The 21247-nt window shown below is 73.1% G+C and carries 22 protein-coding genes and 1 pseudogene; 6 read left to right on the top strand and 17 right to left on the bottom strand.

What is annotated here, in order from left to right:
* Positions 1-28: 28 nt before the first annotated feature.
* Both SSNG_RS38495 and SSNG_RS36310 read right to left on the bottom strand, forming a co-directional pair.
* The gene (locus SSNG_RS38495; protein WP_007268981.1) at positions 29-877 is read right to left on the bottom strand and encodes a hypothetical protein; all 849 of its coding nucleotides are present in this window, start codon (positions 875-877) and stop codon (positions 29-31) included.
* Positions 878-950: 73 nt separating this feature from the next.
* Positions 951-1589 carry a response regulator transcription factor gene (locus SSNG_RS36310; RefSeq protein WP_347232523.1) on the bottom strand — a complete coding sequence of 213 codons (639 nt, stop codon included), beginning with the start codon at positions 1587-1589 and terminating at the stop codon, positions 951-953.
* Positions 1590-1956: 367 nt separating this feature from the next.
* On the opposite strand from SSNG_RS36310, the gene SSNG_RS36305 reads away from it, so the two are divergent.
* Positions 1957-2571: a ScbR family autoregulator-binding transcription factor gene (locus SSNG_RS36305; RefSeq protein WP_277752186.1), complete on the top strand. Its 615-nt coding sequence runs from the start codon at positions 1957-1959 to the stop codon at positions 2569-2571.
* 718 nt (positions 2572-3289) lie between these two features.
* Here SSNG_RS36305 and SSNG_RS36300 read toward each other — a convergent pair.
* The 4 genes from SSNG_RS36300 to SSNG_RS36285 form a co-directional block, all read right to left on the bottom strand.
* Positions 3290-4255 (bottom strand): SRPBCC family protein, encoded by a 966-nt coding sequence (locus tag SSNG_RS36300; protein ID WP_007268978.1) that lies wholly within the window; start codon positions 4253-4255, stop codon positions 3290-3292.
* Positions 4256-4331: 76 nt separating this feature from the next.
* The gene (locus SSNG_RS36295; protein WP_007268977.1) at positions 4332-4604 is read right to left on the bottom strand and encodes a phosphopantetheine-binding protein; all 273 of its coding nucleotides are present in this window, start codon (positions 4602-4604) and stop codon (positions 4332-4334) included.
* A gap of 163 nt (positions 4605-4767) precedes the next feature.
* Positions 4768-5589 (bottom strand): AfsR/SARP family transcriptional regulator, encoded by an 822-nt coding sequence (locus SSNG_RS36290; protein ID WP_007268976.1) that lies wholly within the window; start codon positions 5587-5589, stop codon positions 4768-4770.
* 313 nt (positions 5590-5902) lie between these two features.
* Complete coding sequence (locus SSNG_RS36285; protein ID WP_007268975.1) at positions 5903-6727, bottom strand: AfsR/SARP family transcriptional regulator; 825 nt, start codon at positions 6725-6727, stop codon at positions 5903-5905.
* Between the two features lie 1179 nt (positions 6728-7906).
* Between SSNG_RS36285 and SSNG_RS36280 the strand changes: the two genes are divergently transcribed.
* Complete coding sequence (locus SSNG_RS36280; RefSeq protein ID WP_042804856.1) at positions 7907-8905, top strand: ScbA/BarX family gamma-butyrolactone biosynthesis protein; 999 nt, start codon at positions 7907-7909, stop codon at positions 8903-8905.
* A gap of 37 nt (positions 8906-8942) precedes the next feature.
* On the opposite strand, the gene SSNG_RS36275 is transcribed toward SSNG_RS36280, so the two are convergent.
* A complete protein-coding gene (locus tag SSNG_RS36275) occupies positions 8943-9791 on the bottom strand; it encodes an SDR family oxidoreductase (RefSeq protein ID WP_007268973.1) in 849 nt (282 codons plus the stop codon).
* A 142-nt stretch (positions 9792-9933) separates the two neighbouring features.
* Between SSNG_RS36275 and SSNG_RS36270 the strand changes: the two genes are divergently transcribed.
* Complete coding sequence (locus SSNG_RS36270; RefSeq protein WP_007268972.1) at positions 9934-10605, top strand: ScbR family autoregulator-binding transcription factor; 672 nt, start codon at positions 9934-9936, stop codon at positions 10603-10605.
* On the opposite strand, the gene SSNG_RS36265 is transcribed toward SSNG_RS36270, so the two are convergent.
* Positions 10598-12163, bottom strand: coding sequence for an FAD-dependent monooxygenase (locus SSNG_RS36265; protein WP_241695341.1), 1566 nt, complete (start codon positions 12161-12163; stop codon positions 10598-10600). The genes SSNG_RS36270 and SSNG_RS36265 overlap by 8 nt on opposite strands.
* A 96-nt stretch (positions 12164-12259) precedes the next feature.
* Between SSNG_RS36265 and SSNG_RS36260 the strand changes: the two genes are divergently transcribed.
* A complete protein-coding gene (locus tag SSNG_RS36260; RefSeq protein WP_042804900.1) occupies positions 12260-12730 on the top strand; it encodes a GNAT family N-acetyltransferase in 471 nt (156 codons plus the stop codon).
* Here SSNG_RS36260 and SSNG_RS36255 read toward each other — a convergent pair whose 3' ends face one another.
* The 3 genes from SSNG_RS36255 to SSNG_RS36245 all read right to left on the bottom strand — a co-directional run bounded on the left by SSNG_RS36255 (position 12731) and on the right by SSNG_RS36245 (position 14845).
* Complete coding sequence (locus SSNG_RS36255; RefSeq protein ID WP_007268969.1) at positions 12731-13717, bottom strand: AraC family transcriptional regulator; 987 nt, start codon at positions 13715-13717, stop codon at positions 12731-12733. It abuts the gene before it with no gap.
* Positions 13718-13721: 4 nt separating this feature from the next.
* Positions 13722-14570 (bottom strand): NAD(P)H-binding protein, encoded by an 849-nt coding sequence (locus tag SSNG_RS36250; protein ID WP_007268968.1) that lies wholly within the window; start codon positions 14568-14570, stop codon positions 13722-13724.
* Positions 14571-14638: 68 nt separating this feature from the next.
* A complete protein-coding gene (locus tag SSNG_RS36245; RefSeq protein ID WP_007268967.1) occupies positions 14639-14845 on the bottom strand; it encodes a DUF4287 domain-containing protein in 207 nt (68 codons plus the stop codon).
* A 244-nt stretch (positions 14846-15089) separates the two neighbouring features.
* Here SSNG_RS36245 and SSNG_RS36240 point away from each other — a divergent pair, with 244 nt between their 5' ends.
* Positions 15090-15602, top strand: coding sequence for an FBP domain-containing protein (locus tag SSNG_RS36240; protein ID WP_007268966.1), 513 nt, complete (start codon positions 15090-15092; stop codon positions 15600-15602).
* A 58-nt stretch (positions 15603-15660) separates the two neighbouring features.
* Positions 15661-16203 (top strand): flavoprotein, encoded by a 543-nt coding sequence (locus SSNG_RS36235; RefSeq protein WP_007268965.1) that lies wholly within the window; start codon positions 15661-15663, stop codon positions 16201-16203.
* Positions 16204-16206: 3 nt separating this feature from the next.
* Here SSNG_RS36235 and SSNG_RS36230 read toward each other — a convergent pair whose 3' ends face one another.
* From SSNG_RS36230 to SSNG_RS44570, 6 genes and pseudogenes are all read right to left on the bottom strand, one after another.
* Complete coding sequence (locus SSNG_RS36230; protein WP_007268964.1) at positions 16207-16713, bottom strand: DinB family protein; 507 nt, start codon at positions 16711-16713, stop codon at positions 16207-16209.
* A gap of 41 nt (positions 16714-16754) precedes the next feature.
* Entirely contained in the window at positions 16755-17681 is a 927-nt protein-coding gene (locus tag SSNG_RS36225) for an NAD(P)-dependent oxidoreductase (RefSeq protein ID WP_007268963.1), read from the bottom strand.
* 22 nt (positions 17682-17703) lie between these two features.
* A pseudogene (locus SSNG_RS36220) lies at positions 17704-18908 on the bottom strand (epoxide hydrolase family protein).
* A 12-nt stretch (positions 18909-18920) separates the two neighbouring features.
* Positions 18921-19334 (bottom strand): SgcJ/EcaC family oxidoreductase, encoded by a 414-nt coding sequence (locus tag SSNG_RS36215; protein WP_007268961.1) that lies wholly within the window; start codon positions 19332-19334, stop codon positions 18921-18923.
* Positions 19335-19368: 34 nt separating this feature from the next.
* On the bottom strand, positions 19369-20193 hold the full coding sequence (locus SSNG_RS36210; RefSeq protein WP_007268960.1) for an AfsR/SARP family transcriptional regulator: 825 nt from the start codon (positions 20191-20193) through the stop codon (positions 19369-19371).
* A 294-nt stretch (positions 20194-20487) separates the two neighbouring features.
* Positions 20488-21219 (bottom strand): ScbR family autoregulator-binding transcription factor, encoded by a 732-nt coding sequence (locus tag SSNG_RS44570; protein WP_050780092.1) that lies wholly within the window; start codon positions 21217-21219, stop codon positions 20488-20490.
* Positions 21220-21247 lie beyond the last annotated feature (28 nt).

Genomic DNA, 21247 nt, shown 5'->3' with positions numbered 1-21247 from the left:
TGGTGCCCCGCGTAGCGGGACGAAAGGTTCAGGCGCGCGCGGCCGCCCGGCGTGCGAAGCAGTCCCGGACGTCGCTCTCGTTGTAGTACGTGCGCCCCGCGCGGTTGCGCCGGCGCCAGCGCTGCTCGCTCGCCAGCCGGTAGACGGTGCCCGTGGGCGTGTGCCACAGCCGCGCGATGTCGGCGGCGGTCAGCCAGCGCTCGGTGGCCGGCGCGGCCGGGGTGCCCGGTTCCCGCGCGGAGTCCAGGGAGCGGCTGAGCGCGCTCCACTGGTCGCTGGTCCAGCGGTGTCCGGGGTCCGCGGCGCACACGATGGCCGGCTCGTCGGCGCGGGCCGCGGCGCGCACCGCGAGGGTGAGGGCGCCGTCGCAGCCGGGCTCGGGGCAGTCGCCGAGGCGGACGCTGCGGGCCGGGTCGGGGAAGGCGGCGCGGCGGCCGGCCCGTACCAGCCGGGCGATCTCCTCGGTGGCCTCGCCGGCGGCGGAGTGGGCGGCGAGCCAGTCGGCGTTGCGGAGCAGGAAGGCGGTGAGCGCGGCGACGGTGCGCGGCGGTGCGGCGAGGCCGCGCTGCTGGGCGACGAGCCCGCTCCAGGAGCCGAGTACGGAGAACATCCCGGCCCGTACGTCGGCGGCGGCGCCGTTGAAGGGGAGGCCGGGGAGTTCTCCGCCGGTGGTGCGCTCGCGCAGGCTGCCGGGGGCCGCGCCGCCGAGGACGCGGCCGCACTCCTCGTACAGGTGGGCCAGTTCCGCGAGGTCCGCGGCGAGGTGCTCGCGGCAGGGCCGGCAGAGCCGGCTGCCGTCGGTCGTGCGCCTGCGGGTCCGTCCGCCCGCCCGTCCGGTGCGGCAGCCCTCCCCGTGGCACAGCGCCGTCACTGCCATGCTCGTTCCCCCTCGGCTTGCGTCGTGCTCGGCGGTCGTCCTCCCGCGGCCCCGCGCGGGGGCGGGTCAAGGCTCAGGCGCCCTGGCCGAACCGGAAACCGACGCCCCGGATCGTGATGATCCAGCCGGCGCCGATCTTGTTGCGGAGCGTGCTCACGTGCGTGTCCACGGTCCGGCGGGACCAGGAGTCGCCCCAGACCTGCTGCATCAGCATCTTGCGCGGGATGACGGTGTCGGGGTGGGACGCGAGGAGGTAGAGCATGTCGAACTCCTTGCGGGTGGTCTCGACGGGCTCCCCGTTCAGGGTCACCTCGCGCGTGCCCGCGTCGATCCGCAGCGGACCGCAGGTGATGGTGGCCGCGACGGGGCGGGTCGGCCGCGCCCGGCGCATGACCGCCTCCATCCGCGCCATCAGCTCGCGGAACCCGTAGGGCTTGACCAGGTAGTCGTCGGCGCCCGCCTGGAGTCCGAGGACCCGGTCCAGTTCGCTGCCCCGGGCGGTGACCGCGATCACCGGTATCTCGTGGGCGGCGCGGATGCCGCGGCAGACCTCCAGACCGTCCAGGTCGGGGAGTTCCAGGTCCAGCAGGACGAGGTCGGCGTCGGCGTAGCAGCGCAGGGCGTCGCTGCCGGTGGCGACGATCTCGACCTCGTGTCCGTGGCGGCGCAGGCCGCGGGCGAGCGTCTCCGCCTCGACCGTGCTGCTCTCCACGATGAGGATCCGCCACAGGGCCGACTGGGTCGGCGCTTGCTGTGGCGTTCTGAGCCCCTCGGCCGGCAGGAATCCCCCGTTCACGCCCGCGACGGCCGTGTGAGGTTCCAGTACAGCGATGGTCCGCTGGTTCATCTGCCCCCCTCCCCTCAAGCTCGGTTGAGCCAACGTCAACGAAGATACAAACCGCTTCGTCGGTTTGTCAAAGCCTGCAAACCCTGGCAAGGGCATCGAAAAAAGGATCAAATCGGGCCACCACGGGTCAGGAATCGCCGTCAAACCAGCCAGGAACGGGCATCGGGAGCCCATTCCCATACCAACGGCGCGGTTTAATAATGGAAGGAAACTGATACAGGAGCTATGCGTGATGAAACAAGAACGCGCTGTCCGGACCCGGCATGCACTGATTGAGTCAGCCGCGACCGTGTTCGGACGGCGCGGCTACGCGGAGGCGACGCTGAGCATGATCAGCGTCGGGGCCGGAGTGAGCCCGGGCGCGCTGCACTTCCACTTCGAGAACAAGGCGGCGGTCGCCGGGGCCGTCGAGGCCGCCGGGGCCGAGGCCCTGCGCGCGGCCGCCCGCGAGGTGTACGCGCGGCGCACGTCCGCCCTCCAGGCCCTGGCCGACAGTTCCCAGGCGCTCGCGGGGCTGCTCCTGGGGGACGTCGTGGCCCGGGCCGGCTTCCGGCTGGGCCGGGAGCCCGCGTACGCGTCCTCCTGCGCCCTGCCCCGCGAATGGCACGAGTACGTGCACCGGCTGCTGGCCGAGGCCTCCGAGGAGGGCACCCTGCTGCCCGGCCTGAACCACCGCAGCGTGGCGGCGACGGTGGTGGCGGCCACCCTCGGCTTCGAGGCGCTGGGCCGCGACGACCCGCAGTGGCTCGCACCGCGCACGCTGGCCGGCTTCTGGCGGGTGGTCATGCCCTGCCTGGCGGTCCCCGCCACCCTGCGCGAACTGAACACCGCCGGGCGGGGGACCTGAACAGCACGACGGCCCGCCACCGCGGGGGGAACACGGTGGCGGGCCGCCACCAGGGAGCCAGTGGAGACCGGCGAGACCGGCAGGAGGTTCAGGAGCCGGTAAAAGCCGGGCCGAGCCACAGGGGGCGGTACGAGCCGGTCGAACGGTCGCCCCGGGTCGAGCCGGCAGAAGTCAGAGGGCCCCGGAGCGCCCGGACCGCCCGGAGGGCCGGGAGGCCCGAGGGGCCTGGGAGGCCGGAGGGGCCCGGGAGGCCCGGGAGGCCCGGGAGGCCCTAGGGGTCCGGAGCGCCCGAAGGCCCGGAGGAGCCCGGAGGCCCAGGAGCGCCCGGAGCGCCCGGAGGGCCGGGAGGCCCGAGGGGCCTGAGGGGCCCGGGAAGCCTGAAGGGCCCGGGAAACCCGAAGGACCCGGGAAACCCGAAGGACCCGGGAAACCCGAAGGACCCGGGAAACCCGAAGGGCCCGGAGCCCCCGCGAGGCCCGAAGGCCCCGAGGGCCCGAGAGGCCCGGGAGGCCCGGAGGCCCCGAGCCCGGGAGGCCCGGAGGCCCCAGGAGCACCCGGAGGAGCCGGGGGCCCGAGAGGCCCGAGGGCCCGAGAGGCCCGAGGGCCCGAGAGGCCCGAGGGGGCCGGGAGGTCTGGAGGGCCCGGGAGGCCCGGAAGCCCGGGGGCCCGGGAGGCCCGGGAGGCCCGGGGGCCCGGGAGGCCCGGGGCCCCGGGGGCCTCACACCGAGCGCAGGGTCCGGACCGGGTCGCCCGCGTACCGCGTCGCCGGCTCCAGCACGGCCCGGCTCTCACGCCCGACCACCTCGCGCACGTACCGCCGCGCCGCGGCCAGTTCCGCGCCCGGGCCCGGACGCCGCCCCACCGCCCGCTCGTCCAGCAGCACGTCGTGCCGACAGGACACGGTGACCCCCGACACGTCCGGCTCCACGCACCACTCGCCGGCGTGCGCCGCCAGCAGCGGGTGCGGCCGGGTCCGCTTGAAGACGATCCGCCCGGCGGCCGGGAAGCACACCCGCGCCCCCTCGGTCGGGTAGGCGGAGCCGTCGTCGGCCAGGTTGACCAGCCGGGTGCGCTGCACGCCGGGCCGGTCCTCGGACACCTCGGCCTCCAGCACGTGCGCGACCCGGCCGGGCCAGGAGTCCACGCCGTACAGGAACTCGTACACCGGTTCGGCCGGGCCCTCGATCCGCACGGACTCCTCGAAGGACACCGTGAGTTCATCGAGCCGCCGCCAGCGCTCGGCCGCGACCCGCAGACCGCCCAGCGCGGCCCACGCGCTCTCCTCCGCCCGCGCCAGGGCCCGTTCGGCCTCCGCGGTCCGGCCGCCGTCGACGGTGATCTCCCGTTCCAGGGTCAGCCGCGACCAGCCGGGGGCGAGCTCCTCCACGCACCAGCTGCCGCCCGAGGCGGTGACGGGCGCGTCGGGGCGCTCCTCGCGGAAGAGGACGCGCCGCCCGCGGGCGTCCAGGGTCCGCCGCACGAGCGAGCGCCGCAGTTCCCCGCCGGCGTCGGCCCACCGGACGTACCGGTCGGCGACGCCGTCGAAGTCCAGCCGCTCGACGTGGACGGTGTCCGGGAGGAACAGCGGCCACTGGGTGACATCGGCCACCAGGGTGTACAGGGCTCCGGCGGGCGCGGCCGCGTCGACCGCGTAGGACATCCGGTGCACTCGCTCGACAGACATCGGGGACACCTCTCTCAACGCTTGGCGCAGAGCCTGTCGGCGTCCGCCGGAGTGCGCGTCGAACGCCGCTGGAGTCTCAGACGGCGGCGCGGCCGGCCAGCACGTCGTTGACCATGTCGAGGAAGAGCCGCGGGGTGTCGCCCAGTTCGAGGATCTCCCGGGCGAGCGGGACGCCGAACTTCCGCTCGATCGACTCGATGGTCTGCAGGATGGAGAGGCTGTCGTAGCCGAGCTCGATCCAGTAGAGGTCCTGGACTTCCTCGGTCAGCTCGACGCAGTCCTCCTCGCCTCCCCAGATCCGCAGGATGCGGGTGAGGTCGGCGAGTTCCAGCCGGACCGTGGCTCGCATGGTTTGCCTCTCTCCTCGTCCGCCGGCGCAGCGGCTCATACCGGGTCGCCAGGAGCCTGACCGCCCGCTCTGGAGAGCCCCTCACGCCGGGGACGAGCCCCACTTGAGCCGCCGCCCCTCCCGTCCCCGCCGGCCGGTCCCGGGGCCAGGGGGTGGTGTCTCCCTAGGCCGCGTACAGGTCGAAGGTGGAGCTGCGGCGCGGTCCGGCGACCACGTCCAGCGCCGGGTCCACCCGCAGCATCGCCTGGTGCAGGCGCTGCAGCTGCTGCGAGGGCTCGACGCCGAGCTCCCCGATCAGCCGGGCGCGGAGCCTGCGGTAGACGTCGAGGGCGGTGGCCTGCCGGCCCGAACGGTACAGCGCGACCATGGCCTGCGAGTGCAGGCCCTCGTGCTGCGGGTTGCGGGCCATCAGCTCGGTGAGCTCGGCGAGCAGTTCGCTGTGCCGGCCGAGGCGCAGGTCGACGTCGATCCGCCGCTCGGTGGTGACGAGCCGGCTCTCCGCCAGCCGCAGCACCTCGATCTCCAGGATCGGGCCGACGCGTACGTCGACCAGCGCGGGCCCCTGCCACAGGTCGAGCGCCTTGCGCAGCAGGTCGGCGGCGCGCTCGTCGTCACCGTCGTCGAAGGCGTTCTGGCCGGCGGCGACGAGGGCCTCGTACTCGTGGACGTCCACCGACTCCTGCGGGATCTGGAGCAGGTAGCCGCCGTGCCGGGTGGCGAGCACGTCCTTGGCGGTGCCGGGGGCGCCCGGGCCCATCGCCGTGCCGAGCCTGCGGCGCAGCTGGAGGATGTACGTCTGAAGGGTGGTGAGCGCGCTTTCGGGCAGGTTCGTCCCCCAGATCTCCTCCATGAGGGTCGGGACGGGCATCACCCTGCCCGGGTAGAGCGCGAGAAGCGCCAGGATCTGACGCGGCTTGCCCGCCGTAGGAACGATCGATGCCCCGTTGACCTCGGCACTCAACGGACCCAGAACCTGAATCTTCACGGTCTCCCGTCTCCCCTCCATATTTCGTCGAGATACTCTCGGTTTTCAGTATTCGACCCGATGACGGTAAGCCAGCCCAGGGCAACATCACCGGGCATTCAAGCCGACATCGAGCGGACCTCCGAAACAGGCGAACAGACGGCGGATTCGAAAGACAGGATTCCGATTGGACGGTAAACCCCGTGCTCAGCCCGCTGATCGAGCTCGTCGTCTTTGTTCCGATCCCCGTTGATGCAAATTAAATCTCAGGTCTTACCCAGCGCTTTCTTAAATCCCCGTGCAGCATTCACCGGGGGATCATCCGGCGCCGGGCTCAGCCGACCCGGGCGAGCCGCTTGCGGGCGTTCTCCGCGGATTCGGCGGCGGGCGCCTCGGGGCCGCTCATGAGGATCGACCGCTGGAGGCTGCGCAGGGCGGACGAGGGCTCGATGCCGAGCTCGCGGACCAGGGTGGCGCGCAGCCGCTGGTAGACGCTGAGCGCCTCGCCGCGCCGGCCCGAGCGGTGCAGGGCGAGCATGAACTGCCCGTGCAGGTTCTCGTGGATCCGGTAGCGGCTGGCCAGCACGGTCAGTTCCGCGAGCAACTCCCGGTGCCGGCCGAGCCGCAGGTCGGCCTCGATGCGCTGGTCGAGGGCGCACAGCCGGGTCTCCTCCAGGCGGCGCGTCTCCATGTCCAGCTGGACCCCGCCGTCGACGTCGGCGAAGGCCGGCCCCGACCACAGGGCGAGCGCCTCGCGGAGCAGCCGCGCGGCATTGGGGAAGTCCGCGGCGTCCATGGCCCGGTAGCCCATCCCGGCCAGCCGGTCGAACTCGCGCACGTCGCTGGTGCCGCCGCCGCTGTTGAGCATGTAGCCGCCGGGCAGCGTGACGAGGACGTCCTTGGCGGTGCGCGTCCCGTCGGTCCCCTCCAGCGCGGTGCCGATGAGACCGCGCAGCTGGAGCACGTAGGTCTGCAGGGTGGTCCGCGCGCTGCGCGGCGGCTCCGTCCCCCACAGCTCCTCTATCAGCGCGGCGACGGGCACGACCTGGTCCGCGTGCAGCGCGAGCAGCGCCAGCACCTGCCGGGGCTTGGCCGCCGTCGGCGTGATGGAGACCCCGTTCTCCCGAACGGTCAGTGCACCCAGTACATCGATGTCCACGCCGTACTCCCCTGCTTCGTCCGTGGATGAGCCCTTGACTTTCGCTGGAACGAGCAAAAAACAGCTCCGCCGGTTTGTCAATACCAAACCGGATGTACCGTTTTTCGCCGCCCAGCCCCCGCAGGATGCCCTCCGAACCCGCCCTGACCTGCCATTTCATTGGTTCCAACTCCAGTGGAGGATGGCTTCAGGGTCACCTCAGCCCGGCAAAACGCCCGCGAAACCAGCACCGGAGTGGCTTGAATGACCCCGTAACAGACCGGGTGGTTGGCTGATTCGCGCTCATGGCGGGTAGGAAACGAGGTGCGGAGCGTGGCGAGCACCACGCTCCGGACGGGCGAGTACGTACCGCGCTCCCCAACTACAAACCGCTTTCGCGGTTTGCCGAAGGTGAATCCTGCTCGGCTGGCGCCGGAGCCGCGACGGAGAGCCGCTGGAACCGCGCTCGAAGCGGAGGTGGAGGCGTCGCCTCAACACCGCGCCGGCCACGAGACGTTCGCGCCACGGCCCAGGCGCCGCAAGGCCGCCCGGCCGCGCACCGGGCCCGGGCTCGTCGCACCGGCCGCCCGTCGGCCGCTGGCCGGAATCCCGCGGGCCGTCCTGCGCCGCGCACCGGGCGGGAGACAGGTGGGCGCCATTCCCCTTCGCGACAGCAACTCCCCGGGTGGCTCCACCACCGGCCCGGAGGACTCCCCTGCCACCGCCGCGGCGGCATCTCGCCCGCTCCCCGCCGAACCTCCTGCCACCAGGCCGACACCCGAGGTCAGCGGCGTGGTCCGAGCTCCCGTACGACCCGCCGGCGGAGCATCCGAAGCCCCTCCGGGCTCCCGGCGGGGCGCCCTACGCGGCCCGGTGGACGAACGGCCCACCCCCAAGGTGCGAAGCGAATCGTCCTGAGCGAATCGACGCGCGGGCTTCACCCCTCCTTTACCGATGGGGCATCGGCGGACTAAAGGATCACTCTTGGCACACTTGAGATCGTTCCCGACCGATGGCGGAGATTCGACTCCGCCCAACGGCCCGAGACCTGGGCAAACACGGAGGCGCAGCATGGCCGGAAGGAATTCCTCCGCATATTCCGGAGCCAATCCGTGGACATCCCCTGGATAAAAAACCGGTTGGTATATATTTTTCTCGGCAGTCACACCTGTAACTGGCCAGCGCTGTCTAGGGGGAACAATGAGCGCGAGCACGTTTCATGTCGAGCGCGCAGCCATCTACGACCCGGCTTGGCGGTCCGCCACCACGACGTCGGAGCAGAACGGCTTCCGCTTCCCGTCTCTCACCGCCACCGTCCCGAAGGAGCTGGTCCACCGCGCCTCCGTGGCCGAGGTCCTGCTCACGAACTGGCACCGCCTGGACGAGGCCCACTTCACGGTGACCGCGCAGTGGCCGCGCAGCCACAGCTTCTTCACCCCGGTCGCGGGCGGCTACTACGACCCGCTCATCTGCACGGAAACGATCCGTCAGATCGGCAGCCTGCTGGGCCACGCGGAGTTCGGCGTTCCGTTCGGGCACCACTTCCTCATGTGGGACCTCAACCTCACGGTCCACCCGGAGCACCTCCAGGTCCGCCAGACTCCGGCCTCGCTCGACATCGAGGTCACGTGCACGACGATCAGCCGGCGGGCGGGCCGGCTGACCGGGCTCGGCTACGAGGCGGTCGTCCGCCGCGAGGGGCACGTCGTGGCGAAGGGCGGGGCCTCCTACACCTGCACCAGCCCGTCCGTGTACCGGCGGGTGCGGCCCGCGCACACCCTCGAACCCGGCCACCGCGCGCTGCCCCTGACGGCTCCCGCCGCGCCGCAGAGCGTCGGACGGCTGTCGCCGACCGACGTGGTCCTCTCTCCCATAGGCGAGCCGAACCGCTGGCAGCTGCGGGTGGACACCCTGCACCCCGTCCTCTTCGACCACTGGGTCGACCACGTACCGGGCATGGTGCTCCTGGAGGCCGCCCGGCAGGCCTCTGCGGCCGCGCTGGGGCGCTCGTCCTTCCTCCCGCTCAGCATCTCGGGCGACTTCAAGCGGTACGCGGAGCTGGACGTCCCCTGCGTGATCGAGGCCGAGCGCCTGTACTCGGACGTCCCGGGCGCGGAGGAAGCCGTACGCGTGACGGGCCGCCAGGAGGGCCAGGTCATCTACACCGCCGTCGTCACGGCGGCCGCCTACGGGCACTGAGCCCCCGCGGCGGCCACCGGCCCGGACGACGGAGGCCTCAGGGCCGCGCGAAGGCGTCCAGATGGTCGCCGGCCCACGCCCGGAAGGAGCCGGCGGGCCTCCCGGTCAGTTCCTCGACCGATCCCCCCACCCCCGCCTTGGCTCCGCGGCGCTGGCGCTCGGCACTGCTCAGCAGCGCCTCGACGAGGGGCTCCGGGTAGCGCGCGCTCCACTGGGCGCGGGCCTGCGCGGGATCCAGCTCCTCGAAGCGCAGCGGACGGCCCAGCAGCTCGGCGAGCTGCGCGGTCTGCTCGGCGGCGGTCAACGCCCGCGGCCCGGTCAGGGCGTACGCCCGGCCGGCGTGCCCGGGCGCGGTCAGCGTGCGCACGGCGACCTCGGCGATGTCGCGCGGATCGACGCAGGAGTTGGCCGACGCGCCGTACAAGGCCCGCACGACGCCGTCCGAGCGGATGGACGACGCCCAGGACAGGGCGTTGGACATGAAGGAGCGCGGACGCAGCAGCGTCCACTCCATCCCCGAGCCGCGCAGGAGGTCCTCGTTCTCCCGCTGCCAGCGCGTGATCAGGTCGTCGGCGTCCCCGTCCTCCACGGCGGCCGCCGACAGCTTCACGACGTGCCGCACCCCGGCCGCGCTCGCGATCCGCAGGAACCGCGCGTCGTCGTCGCGCCCGACGCGGCTGGTCACCAGGAAGACGCTGTCCACCCCTTCGAGGGCGAGGGCGAGCGACTGCGGGTCGTCGTAGTCCCCCCGAACGGTCTCGGCCGTTCCGCTCTCCTGCGCCACGCGTGCGGGCTGCCTCGCCATCGCCCTGACCGGGAGGTCCGGGGACAGCCGTCGCAGCACCTCACGCCCCACCGTCCCAGTGGCGCCCGTCACAAGAATCATGTTCCGTCCTCAATCATTTTTGGTCCTCTGGGGTGGCGGCATGGTTGGCGTCGGAGTTACCCGCTGTAAGATACGTACGGGACGGACGGTTTGCATCAGGGCTTCCGACGCTCCGACGAAACCTGATGAAGGAGGAGCCACCGTGGCTGAACAGGTCCGAGCCATCCGTACGCGCCAGGCCATCCTGAGCGCTGCGGCCAAGATCTTCGAGGAGCGGGGCTACCAGGCCTCGACCATCTCCGAGATCCTCACGGTCGCCGGCGTGACCAAGGGGGCGCTGTACTTCCACTTCCAGTCCAAGGAGGACCTGGCCCTCGGCGTCCTCAACGCCCAGAACCAGAACCTCCCGCTGCCGGAGCGCGCCTCCAAGCTCCAGGAGATCGTCGACATAGTCATGCTGCACACCTACCGGCTGCAGACCGACCCCATGGTCCGCGCCGGCGTACGGCTGACCATGGACCAGCGCGCCGAGGGGCTCGACCGCAGCGGACCGTTCCGCAACTGGGCCGTCCCGGTGGGCGAGCGGCTGGACAAGGCCCAGCTCCAGGGCGAGCTGCTGCCCCACGTGGACCCCGCCGAGACCGCCGACGTGCTCGTGGGCGCCTACGCCGGCATCCAGTCGATGTCCCAGGCCCTCACCGACTACCGGGACCTCGTGGTCCGGGTCAGCGCGCTCATGCGCCACCTGCTGCCCAGCATCGCCCAGTCCTCGGTCCTCGCCTCGCTGCACCTCGGCGAGTCCCGCGCCGCCGAGGTCTACCACGAGGCGCTCCTGCTGGCCCAGGAGCGGGAGGCAGCCGGCTCGCTCAGCTGAGCCGGATCCCACGCCCGCCTCCCGCCGCCGCGGCGGCGGGTGCGCAGGCCCCGCCGCCGAAGTACGCCGACAGCGCGCCGCCCAGCGCGCTGCCGCCCGGCGCCCAGGCGACGTAGCCGTCGGGCCGTACCAGCAGCTCCCCGTGCGCCGCGCCCGGCACCCGCCCGGTCCGCACCACGCGCAGGAGCGGCGCCCACGGGCGCGCCTCCTCCTCGTGGCGCGTCCCGTCCTCCCCGAGGAGGAGCAGCGGCCGGCCGTCCCGCAGCAGGGTGACGAGGTCGTCCGCGCCCGCCCCGGCCGGCAGCCGGAAGTTCGCCAGGAACCGGCCCTCCCACGGGGACGGCCGTTCCGTGTACGCGGGAAGCACCGTCCCCTGCGCGCTGATCAGGTCGGCGAGCCCCCCGGCGTACCGTTCCGCGGCCAGCAGTCCCGTGAACAGCTCGCGCAGCGCGTCGACCTCCTCCCCGGGCCGCATCAGCGCGAGCTGCGCCCGGGTGTTGTCGACGACCGCCCGCGCCGCGGGGCGGCGCTCCAGGTCGTAGCTGTCGAGCAGCCGCTCCCCCGCCGCGCCGCGCACGGCGAGCGCCAGCTTCCAGCCGAGGTTCAGGGCGTCCAGCACCCCGGTGCTCAGCCCCTGCCCGCCGATGGGGAAGTGCAGGTGCGCCGCGTCGCCCACCAGGAAGGCCCGTCCCGCGCGGAAGGTCCGGGCCAGGCGCGTGAAGTCGCTGAACCGGCTGATCCAGCGCGCGCCCGCCATCGCGATGTCGCGGCCGACGATCCGGGACACCTCGCCCTGCAGTTCGCGCGGCGTCGGCGGCCGTTCCCGGCCCTCGTACGCGCCCGTGCAGTCCAGCGTCCGGATGTGCGTCTCGCCGCCGGGCGTCCGCTTGGAGACGATCCAGCCGCGGGGGGTGCGCAGCCAGCCCTGCTCCAGGGCTTCCGGGTCCTCCAGCGTGGCCAGCCCGACCAGGGCGGAGACCGAGGCCGGGGCCGTGTCGGAGGCGATCCCCAGCCGTTCCCGTACGGTGCTGCGAGCCCCGTCCGCGCCGACGAGGTACTCGACGCGGCAGGCCGCCGGGCCCCCGGGCCCCTCGATGTCCAGCCGCACGCCGTCCGGCTCCTGGGCGATCCCGGTCACGCGGTGCCCGCGCAGCACCCGTGCGCCGGCCGCCCGGGCCCGCTCCTCGAAGAGCCGTTCCAGCTCGGCCTGCGGACGCTTGAGGATCGGCTCCGGCTCCCCCTCGGGCACGGTGATGACCAGCCCGTGGATCCCGGCGAAGTGGAACGCGCCCGAGGTTCCGCCCGAGATTCCGCCCGTGGTTCCGCCGGGGATTCCGCCGGGGATTCCGCCCGCGTTCGTCCCGGGGGCGTCCCCGGGCAGGTACCCGCGCCGGGCGAGGCCCTGCACCGCCCGGGCGTGGAGCGTGGTGGCCTTGGGCCGCTCGGAGACCTCCGTGCGCTCCTCCAGGACCACCGTGTCCACCCCGTACCCGGCCAGCTCGGCCGCGACGAGCATGCCGACCGGCCCCCCGCCGACGACTGCCACTTGTGCCCGCAAAGCCTTCCCCTTCCCCTCCCGATGCACTGCGGGCAGAAAATATACCGGCTGTCCCGTTCTTTTCAATCGCGTCGGTGGAACTAGGCTGCGCGCATGATCAGCTCATCCCTCCGCCTGGTGCCGGTGACCCCGGACAACTTCGAAGCGGTGACCGCCGTCCGCGTCCGTCCCGACCAGGAGCACCTCGTCGAGTCCGTAGCCCGGTCCCTCGCCGAGGCCTACGTCCACGGGGAGGCCGCCTGGCCCCGCGCCGTCCTCGACGGCGACGAGGTCGTCGGCTTCGTGATGGCCTTCCTGGACATCGTCTGGAACCCGGCGAAGGACCCGGAGCACCGCCGCTCCGGCATCTGGCGCCTGAACATCGCCGCCGAGCACCAGGGCAAGGGGTACGGCCGCTTCGCCGTGGAGGCCGTCACGGAGGAGATCCGCCGGCGCGGCGGGACCCGGGCGTACGTCACCTGGCATGACGGCGACGACAGCCCGGCGCCGTTCTACCTCGGCCTCGGCTTCCGCCCCACGGGCGAGCTCAGCGGCCCCCAGCCCGTCGCCGCCCTCGAACTCGCGTAGCTATCCGAGCACCACGGTGCCGGACACCCCCGGCGCCGTGGCCGCGCCCGCTCCCGCTCCCTCCCGGAACTGCTGCGGGCTCACCCCTCGCACCCGCTTGAAGGCCGCGGACAGCGCGAACGCGCTCCCGTAGCCGACCCGGCGGGCCACCGTCGCCACCGTGGCGTCCGGCTCGCGCAGCAGGTCGGCGGCCAGGGCGATCCGCCAGCCCGTCAGGTAGGCGACCGGCGGCTCCCCGACCAGCTCGGTGAAGCGCCGGGCCAGCGCGGCCCGCGACACCCCGGCCCGGCGGGCCAGTTCCTCCACGGTCCACCCGTACGCGGGGTCCTCGTGCAGCAGCCGCAGTGCCGCCCCGACGACCGGGTCGCCCTGGGCGCGGTGCCAGGCCGGCGCCCCCGAGCCGGGGGCGGCGAGCCAGGCCCGCAGCACCCCTATGAGCAGCAGGTCCAGCAGCCGGTCCAGCACGAGCTCCTGCCCCGGCTCGTCCCGCGCCACCTCCGTGGCCAGCAGGGTGATCAGGGTGGCGTCGGCCGCCCGCACCGGCCGTACCAGCACCGCGGGCAGCGCCCCCAGCAGCCGCCGCCCGATCTCGCTCGGCGCCTGGTAGGTCCCGCTGAGCAGCACCACCGAGCCGGTGCCCTCCCGCGCCCGGCCCCAGGTCCGCACCCCGAGCGAGAACCGCTCGGTGACGTCCTCGCCCTGCGCGCTGCACCGCTGGTCGGGGCCGATCCTGACGCCCACCGGGGTGTCCGCCGCGTCGGCTAGCGTGTACGGCACGGGTCCCCGTACGACCGCCACGTCACCGGGGCCGATCCGCACGGCCTCGCCGTCGTCGGGCAGCAGCCAGGCCGAGCCGCGCACGAGCGTCATCACCGACAGCGGGGCCCGGTCCTCGACCCGCATGGCCCACGGCGGGTCGAAGACGGACTTCATCAGGAAGGCACCGCGGGCCCGTGGCCCTTCGAGGAGTCCGGTCAGCGTGTCCATGACCTCATCCTCGGGCGTCCCAGACCCCGCTCGCCGCCGCTTCGCGCGCGTAGTCGGCGAAATCCCTGGCCGGGCGCCCCAGCACCTCCTCGACCCCGTGGACCAGGTGCGCGTTGCGCCCGTCCGAGATCAGGGTGAACAGGTCGGCGAACTCCTCCGGGAGGCCGTGCTCGCGCAGCACCGCCCGGTACTGCGCGTCCGTGACCGGGACGTACGCGATCTCGCGCCCGGTCGCCTTGGACAGCTCGGCGGCCACCTCCGCGAAGCCGAGCAGCCGCGGCCCGGACAGCTCGTACGTCCTGCCGATGTGCCGGTCGTCGGTGAGCGCGGCCACCACCACGTCGGCGATGTCGTCGGCGTCCACGAAGGCCTCCACCGCCTCCCCCACCGGCAGGGCGATCTCCCCGGCCAGTACCGAGTCCAGGAAGAAGTACTCGTCGAAGTTCTGGTTGAACCAGCTGGCGCGTACGACGGTCCAGTCGGCACCGGAGTCCCGCAGCCGGCTCTCGGCGAGCCGGGCCGCCTCCTCCCCGCGCCCGGACAGCAGCACCAGCCGCCGCACCCCGCCGGCCACGGCGGCCTCCGCGAAGGCGCCGATGCGGTCGGCGGCCCCGGGGAAGGCCAGGTCGGGGTGGTAGGTGACGTACGCCCGGTCCACGCCCTCCAGCGCGGGGCCCCAGGTCCCGGGCCGGTTCCAGTCGAAGGCCGGCTCACCGGTGCGGGAGCCGATCCGTACCGCGCGCCCCCGGGCCTCCAGCCGCTCGGCGACCCGCCGTCCCGTCTTGCCGTTGCCCCCGATGACGAGGGTGACCGTGTTCTGCGCCGTCTGCGTCTCGTTCGTGTTCTTCGTCATGACACCCAGTCAAGCCGCGTCCGGCGAGAGCGGACATGGCTCAGACGCTCTCCCGCATGCGCGAGCGTCTAATCCTCCGTGAGGGTGTGCTTGACCAGGGCGTTGGCGTGGCCGTGGCCGATCCCGTGCTCGGTCTTCAACCAGGAGACCAGCTCCATGTGCCTGGTCAGCGGGGAGGAGCGGATGAGGTCCACCCATTCCGCCACGGGGCGACCGTACTTCTTCTCGATCGAGGGGAAGTAGCTCGCGGGGCCCTTCACCGGCTGCTCGCTCATGTCGTGTCGCTCCTCATATGTATACGCCGTCCACATCGGGACGCCCCGCAGCCTACCCAGAAAAGTGGACGCCGTCCACATCCTGGCCTGCGGCCCGACTCCCGCCCTTCACAGAGGTAGACCGCCCCCCTCCCGGAAACTCATCGCCGACACCGCGAGAAGTTTCCGGGACTCCCTCCCCACCACCCCCCACCTGCGTAAATGAGGTGCAGACCGGCCGAAACACCCCGTAGGGTCGACTCCCGTGGAACCGCTCACCGAAAAACAGATCCGCTCGTCCTTCGTGAACTGCACCAAGGGCGAGGCCGCACGCCTGCGCCTGCCCCTCGACTTCGCCGAACTCCCCTGGCAGGACCTGGACTTCCTCGGCTGGGTGGACCCGGGCGCCCCGCTGCGGGCCCACCTCGTCATCCCGCGCCCCGACGGCCCGGTCGGCATCACCCTGCGCGTACCGGCTGCGACCCGCACGAGCGCGGTGAAGTCCAGCCTGTGCCAGATCTGCCTGACGGGGCACGCCTCCTCCGGCGTCACCCTGCTCGCCGCCCCGCTCGCGGGCGCCCGCGGCCGCGAGGGGAACACGGTCGGCACGTACATCTGCGCCGACCTCGCCTGCCCCCTCTACGTACGCGGCAAGCGGCAGCCGAAGCTGCGCGCCGGGCGCCAAGAGGAGTCCCTGACCGTGGACGATCGCGTCGCGCGGATGTGGGGCAACCTGGACTCCTTCGCCGCCAGGATCACCGCCGCGCCGGCGGCCTGAACCGAGCGGCCGGACCCTCGGGGAGAGTTGAGGGCCGGGAATGTGATCACATAACCGCATGACGAGGACTCTCTACCTGTTCTGCTCCGCCGCCCCGCCCGTCTTCGACGTGGCCCATGTGATCGAGGACGCCCAGTCGCGCGGCTGGGACGTGTGCCTGGGCCTGACGCCGACGGCGGCGCGGTGGGTGCAGGAAAGCCTCGACGGCCTCGCCGCCCTGACCGGCAACCCGGTGCGCTGGCAGTACAAGCTCCCCGGCGAGCCCGACGTGTGGCCGGCCGCCGACGCCGTCCTCTTCGCCCCCGCCACCTTCAACTCCGTCAACGCCTGGGCCCTCGGCCTCACCGACCGGTTCACCGTCGGCGTGGCCGCCGAGGCCCTGGGCAAGGGAACCCCGGTGGTGGCCATGCCGTGCACGAACGCCGCGCTCGCCGCCCACCCCCAGTTCGAGCAGTCCCTGGCCGTGCTGCGCGGCGCCGGCGCCGAACTGCTCTACGGCGAGGGCGGCTTCCTGCCCGGCCCGGCCGGCCCCGACGCCCCGCCGCACTTCCCGTGGCAGGTAGCCCTCGACGCCGTGGACCGGGCCGGAACGACCCCCTAGGCCCTACTCCCCGGTGACCCCGTCAATGGCCTCGCGCAGCAGGTCGGCGTGCCCGTTGTGCCGGGCGTACTCCTCGATCATGTGCGCCAGGATGTAGTGCAGCGAGTACTCCTGGTCGCCGAAGTTCCCCCGTACGTCGAGGGACTCGGCGGCCGCGACGATCGCCCGCGACCGCGCGCAGGTCTCCTCCCAGATCCGGAAGGACTCGGCCGGGTCCGCGTCCTCGACGTGGAACTCCGTCCACTCACCGGCGTCGTCCTTCGGGAAGTACCCGCGCACGTCCTCACCGTTCAGGACGTTGCGGAACCAGCCCCGCTCCACCTCCGCCAGGTGCCGGACCAGCCCCAGCAGGCTCAGCCCGGACGGCGGCACGGCCCTGCGCCGCAGCTGCTCGTCCGTCAGGCCCGCGCACTTCATCCGCAGGGTGTCGCGCTGCCACTGGAGCACGCTGGTCAGGGTGGAGCGTTCGTCGCCGGTCAGTACGGGCGGGGTGCGCTGTTCGAGGTCCATCGACCGATGATCACAGCGGTACGGGGCTCCCACCGACCGTTTCACATGCCGGACACCCGCTCCGCCCCGGCCCCCGCCAGCGCCCGCACCCCCTCCGGGCTGCTCCCGTACCGCGGCTCCCAGCCCAGCTCCCGCCGCGCCTTGGCGTTCGAGAGCCGCAGCGAGCTGCCCATGATCGCGTGCGCCAGCGGGGCCGCCCGCAACACCCACAGCGGCACCCTCATCGGCGCGGGCGCCCCGAACGCGTCCGCCACCGCCCCCATGTGCGCGCCCCAGCCCACCGGGGTGTCGTCGGCGATGTTGTACGCCTGCCCGGCCCGCCCCGACTCCAGCGCGAGCACCACCGCCCGCGCCGCGTCCCCGGCGTCCACCCAGCTCAGCGCCCGTCCCCGGTCGGCGACCACGGGCAGCTTCCGCCCCCGCAGCAGCGGCACGAGGTGCGTGTCGGTGGTGCCGGCCCCGTAGAACAGGCCGAAGCGCAGGCTGACGCCGTCGATCCCGTCGGCGGTGAAGGCCAGTTCCTCCTTGGCCCGCATGGCGCCGACGTGCCGCTCCAGCGCGGCGTTCGCCCCGCGCGGCCCGAAGCCGTCGTCCTCGCCGATCAGGGCCGCGCCGTGGTCCCCGTAGCCGTAGCCGAACATCATCGACTCGACCACGAACCGCCGCGCCCCCGTCTCCCGCGCGGCGGCCAGCAGGTTCACCGTGCCCTCGGTACGCAGCCGGTTCGTGGCCGCCATGTCCCGGTGGGCGGCCATGGCCTTGCCGGAGAGGGCGGTCGCGGCGTGCACCACCGCGTCGAACCGCCGCCCGTCGACGGCCCGCAGCAGCCCCTCCCGGTCGAGCACGTCGGCCCGTACGTCCATCCCCGCGCCCCGGCCCAGCCCGGCCACCTCGTGGCCCGCGGCCCGCAGCGCGGCCGCCGCCCGCCGCCCCAGTACTCCGCTCGCGCCCGCCAGCAGCACCAACATCCCGGCCTCCTCCGTCGTGTTCTCACCCAGGGGACAGACGGGCCCTGCCGGATGTGACACCTTCCCGGAAGGAACCGAAGAAACTCCTGACGTCTTCGACGAGCAGCTCCGGCACCTCCATCGCGGGGAAGTGCCCGCCCCGGTCGTACGAGGTCCAGCGCACGATCCGGTCGGTCCGCTCGGCGACGTGCCGCAGCGGAACGAAGTTGTCCCGCGGGAAGTCGGCCAGCGCGGTCGGGGTGTGCGAGACCTCCGGCGGCTGCCCGTGGTAGTCGGCGTGGGCCCGCTCGTAGTAGATGCGCGCGGCCGACCCGGCCGTCCCGGTCAGCCAGTACAGCGTCACGTTGGTCAGCATCTGGTCCCGGTCGACGGGGGTCCGGGGGTCGCTCCACTCGGTGAACTTCTCCCCGATCCAGGCGAGCAGCCCGGCCGGCGAGTCGTTCAGCCCGTACGCGAGGGTCTGCGGCCGGGTCGCCTGGATGTCGGCGTACCCCTGCCGCTCGCGCGCCCACACCCGGTACCGCTCCCAGGAGGCCAGCGTCCGCTCCCGCTCGGCGGGCTCCAGCGCCGCGAGCTCCGCCTCCCCCGGTTCGGCGGTGGCCCCGGCCCCGGGCAGCAGGTTCAGGTGCACCCCGACCACGTTGCCCGGCCGGATCCGCCCCAGCTCCCGCGAGACGGCGGCGCCCCAGTCACCGCCCTGCACCCCGTACGCGTCGTACCCGAGCCGCTCCATCAGCACCCCGAAGGCCCGCGCGACGCGCTTGAACTCCCAGCCGGTCTCGGTGGTGGGCCCGGACGGCCCGAAGCCGGGGATGCTGGGCAGCACCAGGTGGAAGGCGTCGCGCGGGTCCCCGCCGTACGCCCGCGGGTCCGTCAGCGGCCCCGCCACCTCCAGGAACTCCACGAACGACCCGGGCCAGCCGTGCGTCATCAGCAGCGGCAGGGCGTCCGGCTCCGGCGAGCGGACGTGCGCGAAGTGCACCCGGGCCCCGTCGATCACGGTGGTGTACTGCGGCCATTCGTTCAGCCGCGCCTCGGCGGCCCGCCAGTCGTACTCCTCGCGCCAGTACCGTACGAGTTCCCGCATCTCCGCCGGCGGCATCCGTACGCCCGCCCCACGCCGTCGAGCCCGTCGGGCCACCGCGTCCGCCGCAGCCGCGCGTCGAGGTCGTCGAGCTCCTCCTGCGGCACGTCGAGCCGGAACGGCCTCACACCATGATCGTCCATGCCCCCACGATGTCAGTCCTGAGCGGGGCGGTGGACCTGGGTGTTCTGGCAGGCGGTCAGCAGCCAGCGCCCGTCGTCCTGCCGGGAGACCACGTACAGCGGTGCCCCTTCGCTCTCCTCGCCCGCGCCCAGGTACTGCTGGCGGACCTTGACCGCGGCGACGTCGTCCCGGATGAAGAACACGTGCCCGACCTCGTAGGAGACCTTGCCGTCCCAGTTGGCGGCGGGCAGCACCTGCCGGGTGAACTCCGCGATCGCGTCGAATCCGATCAGGACCTTGCCGTGGGCCGTGGTCCATATCGCGTCCGGGTGGAAGAGCCCGAGGAACTCCTCGGCATCCTTGTTCTGCTGGGACCGCTCGACGGTGGCGACGAGTTCGGTGATCGCTGCGAGGTCCGCCGCGCGCGGCGTGGTGTCGTTGTCCATGACCGTCACCCTCGCACCTCAAGGGTGGTTGAGGTCAAGCGGCATAGAGGTCGAACGTGGAGCCCCTCCGGGGTCCGGCCACGACGTCGAGGGCGGGGTCGACCGTCAGCATCGCCTGGTGCAGCCGCTGCAGCTGGGGCGACGGCTCGACGCCCAGCTCCCCGATGAGCCGGCCGCGCAGCCGCCGGTACGCGTCCAGTGCGGCGCCCTGCCGCCCGGACCGGTAGAGCGCCACCATCAGCTGCGAGTGCAGCCCCTCGTGCTGCGCGTGGCGTGCCGTCAGCTCGGTGAGTTCGGCGAGGAGTTCGGTGTGCCGCCCGAGCCGCAGGTCGACGTCGATCCGCCGCTCCACCGCGACCAGCCGGCTCTCCTCCAGCCGCATGACCTCGATCGCCAGCACCGGCCCCACCCGTACGTCGACCAGCGCGGGCCCCTGCCACTGCGCGAGCCCCGCCCGCAGACGGGCGGCGGCGCCCTCGTCGTCACCGCCCTCGAAGGCGGCGAGGCCCCGCGCGACGAGGTTCTCGTACGCGTGGACGTCGACGGCCTCCTGCGGCACCTGCAACAGGTATCCACCGTGCCGGGTCGTGAGGACCTCCTTGGCCGCCCCCGGCCGGCCCGGCCCCATGGCCGTGCCCAGCCTGCGGCGGAGCTGGAGGATGTACGTCTGCAGGGTGGTCAGGGCGCTGTTGGGCAGGTCCTGGCCCCAGATCTCCTCCATGAGCGTGGGCACCGGCACCACGCGCCCGGGATACAGCGCGAGCAGGGCCAGGATCTGCCGCGGCTTGCCCGCCGACGGCATGATCGACTCCCCGTCGACCTCGAGCACTGAACGAGTCCCAGAATCCGAGATCCTCATGGTCTCCCCCTCCGCAGTTCGTCGATGCACCTCGATGACGCCGGAAACCCCGGCTCGCCGCTTCCCACACCCACACCCCGCACGCCCCGGCCGACCCCGCCGACCGGGAACCCCCGGCCGCACCTCTCAGACCCAGACCGAACCCGCACGCTCCCACCACCGCCCGCTCCGCCAGGACCGGGCACCCGGGGGCCTCACCCTCAGCCCGAACCAGCGACGCTCCCCCGCCCACCTCCGGGCGGTACCGGCGGCGCGGACCGCGGAAGCACGTCCGGTCATCCGGCCACGGCACCGCTAGACCGCACTCCCGAGGAACTCGTACCTCCGCTCCCCATCCGGCTCCCGAGCGGCAGCGGTATCGGCAGCGGCAGCGATCCGGTACTCCCGCACCCGCTCCGCGCCCACCAGGCTCGGCAGCAGCAGCCCCCACAGGGCCGCCACCTTCCGCTGGAGCTCCTCGTACGACAGCCCCGTCCCGGCCAGCACCTCGATCCCGCAGACGGCCGCCGCCACCAGCGCCTCGGCGCTCTCCCACCGGTCGGCGGCCGAACCGGCGTCCTCCGCACCGTCGGACACCCCGACGGCCGGCCGGTCCAGCGGCAGTTCTCCCACGTCCCGCGCCATCCGCAGCAGCTCGCACACCACCGACAGCCACGCCCCGTGGAAGTCCACCGAGGCCGGCTGGTGCCCGGCGCACTCCTTGGTGATCCGGAAGCTCGCCGGGATCGCCGGATCCTCGTGCAGCGTCCGCGCCAGCCAGTGCGTCGTGTCGATCAGCGCCTGCAAGGGCGAGGCTCCGCCCTCCCTCAGCCCCCGGACCGCCTCGTGCAGCAGGCCGCAGCCGCGCTGCTGCACCGCGTCCGCCAGCTCGTCCTTCGAGGCGAAGTGAAAGTACAACGCCCCCTTCGTGACCCCCGCCGCACCGGCGATCTCACCGAGTGTGGCGTTGGCGTACCCGTTGCGGTGGAACAACTCGGCCCCGGCGAAGACCAACCGCCTGCGGGTCCGCTCCGACCTCTCCTGCACCGCTCCGTCTCCCTTTCGCCCCGCTCCG

Source organism: Streptomyces sp. C, assembly GCF_000158895.1.
Classification (GTDB): Bacteria; Actinomycetota; Actinomycetes; order Streptomycetales; family Streptomycetaceae; genus Streptomyces; species Streptomyces racemochromogenes.
The sequence above is the reverse complement of the archived record's forward strand: the minus strand, read 5'-3'. Positions and strand labels throughout refer to the sequence as shown.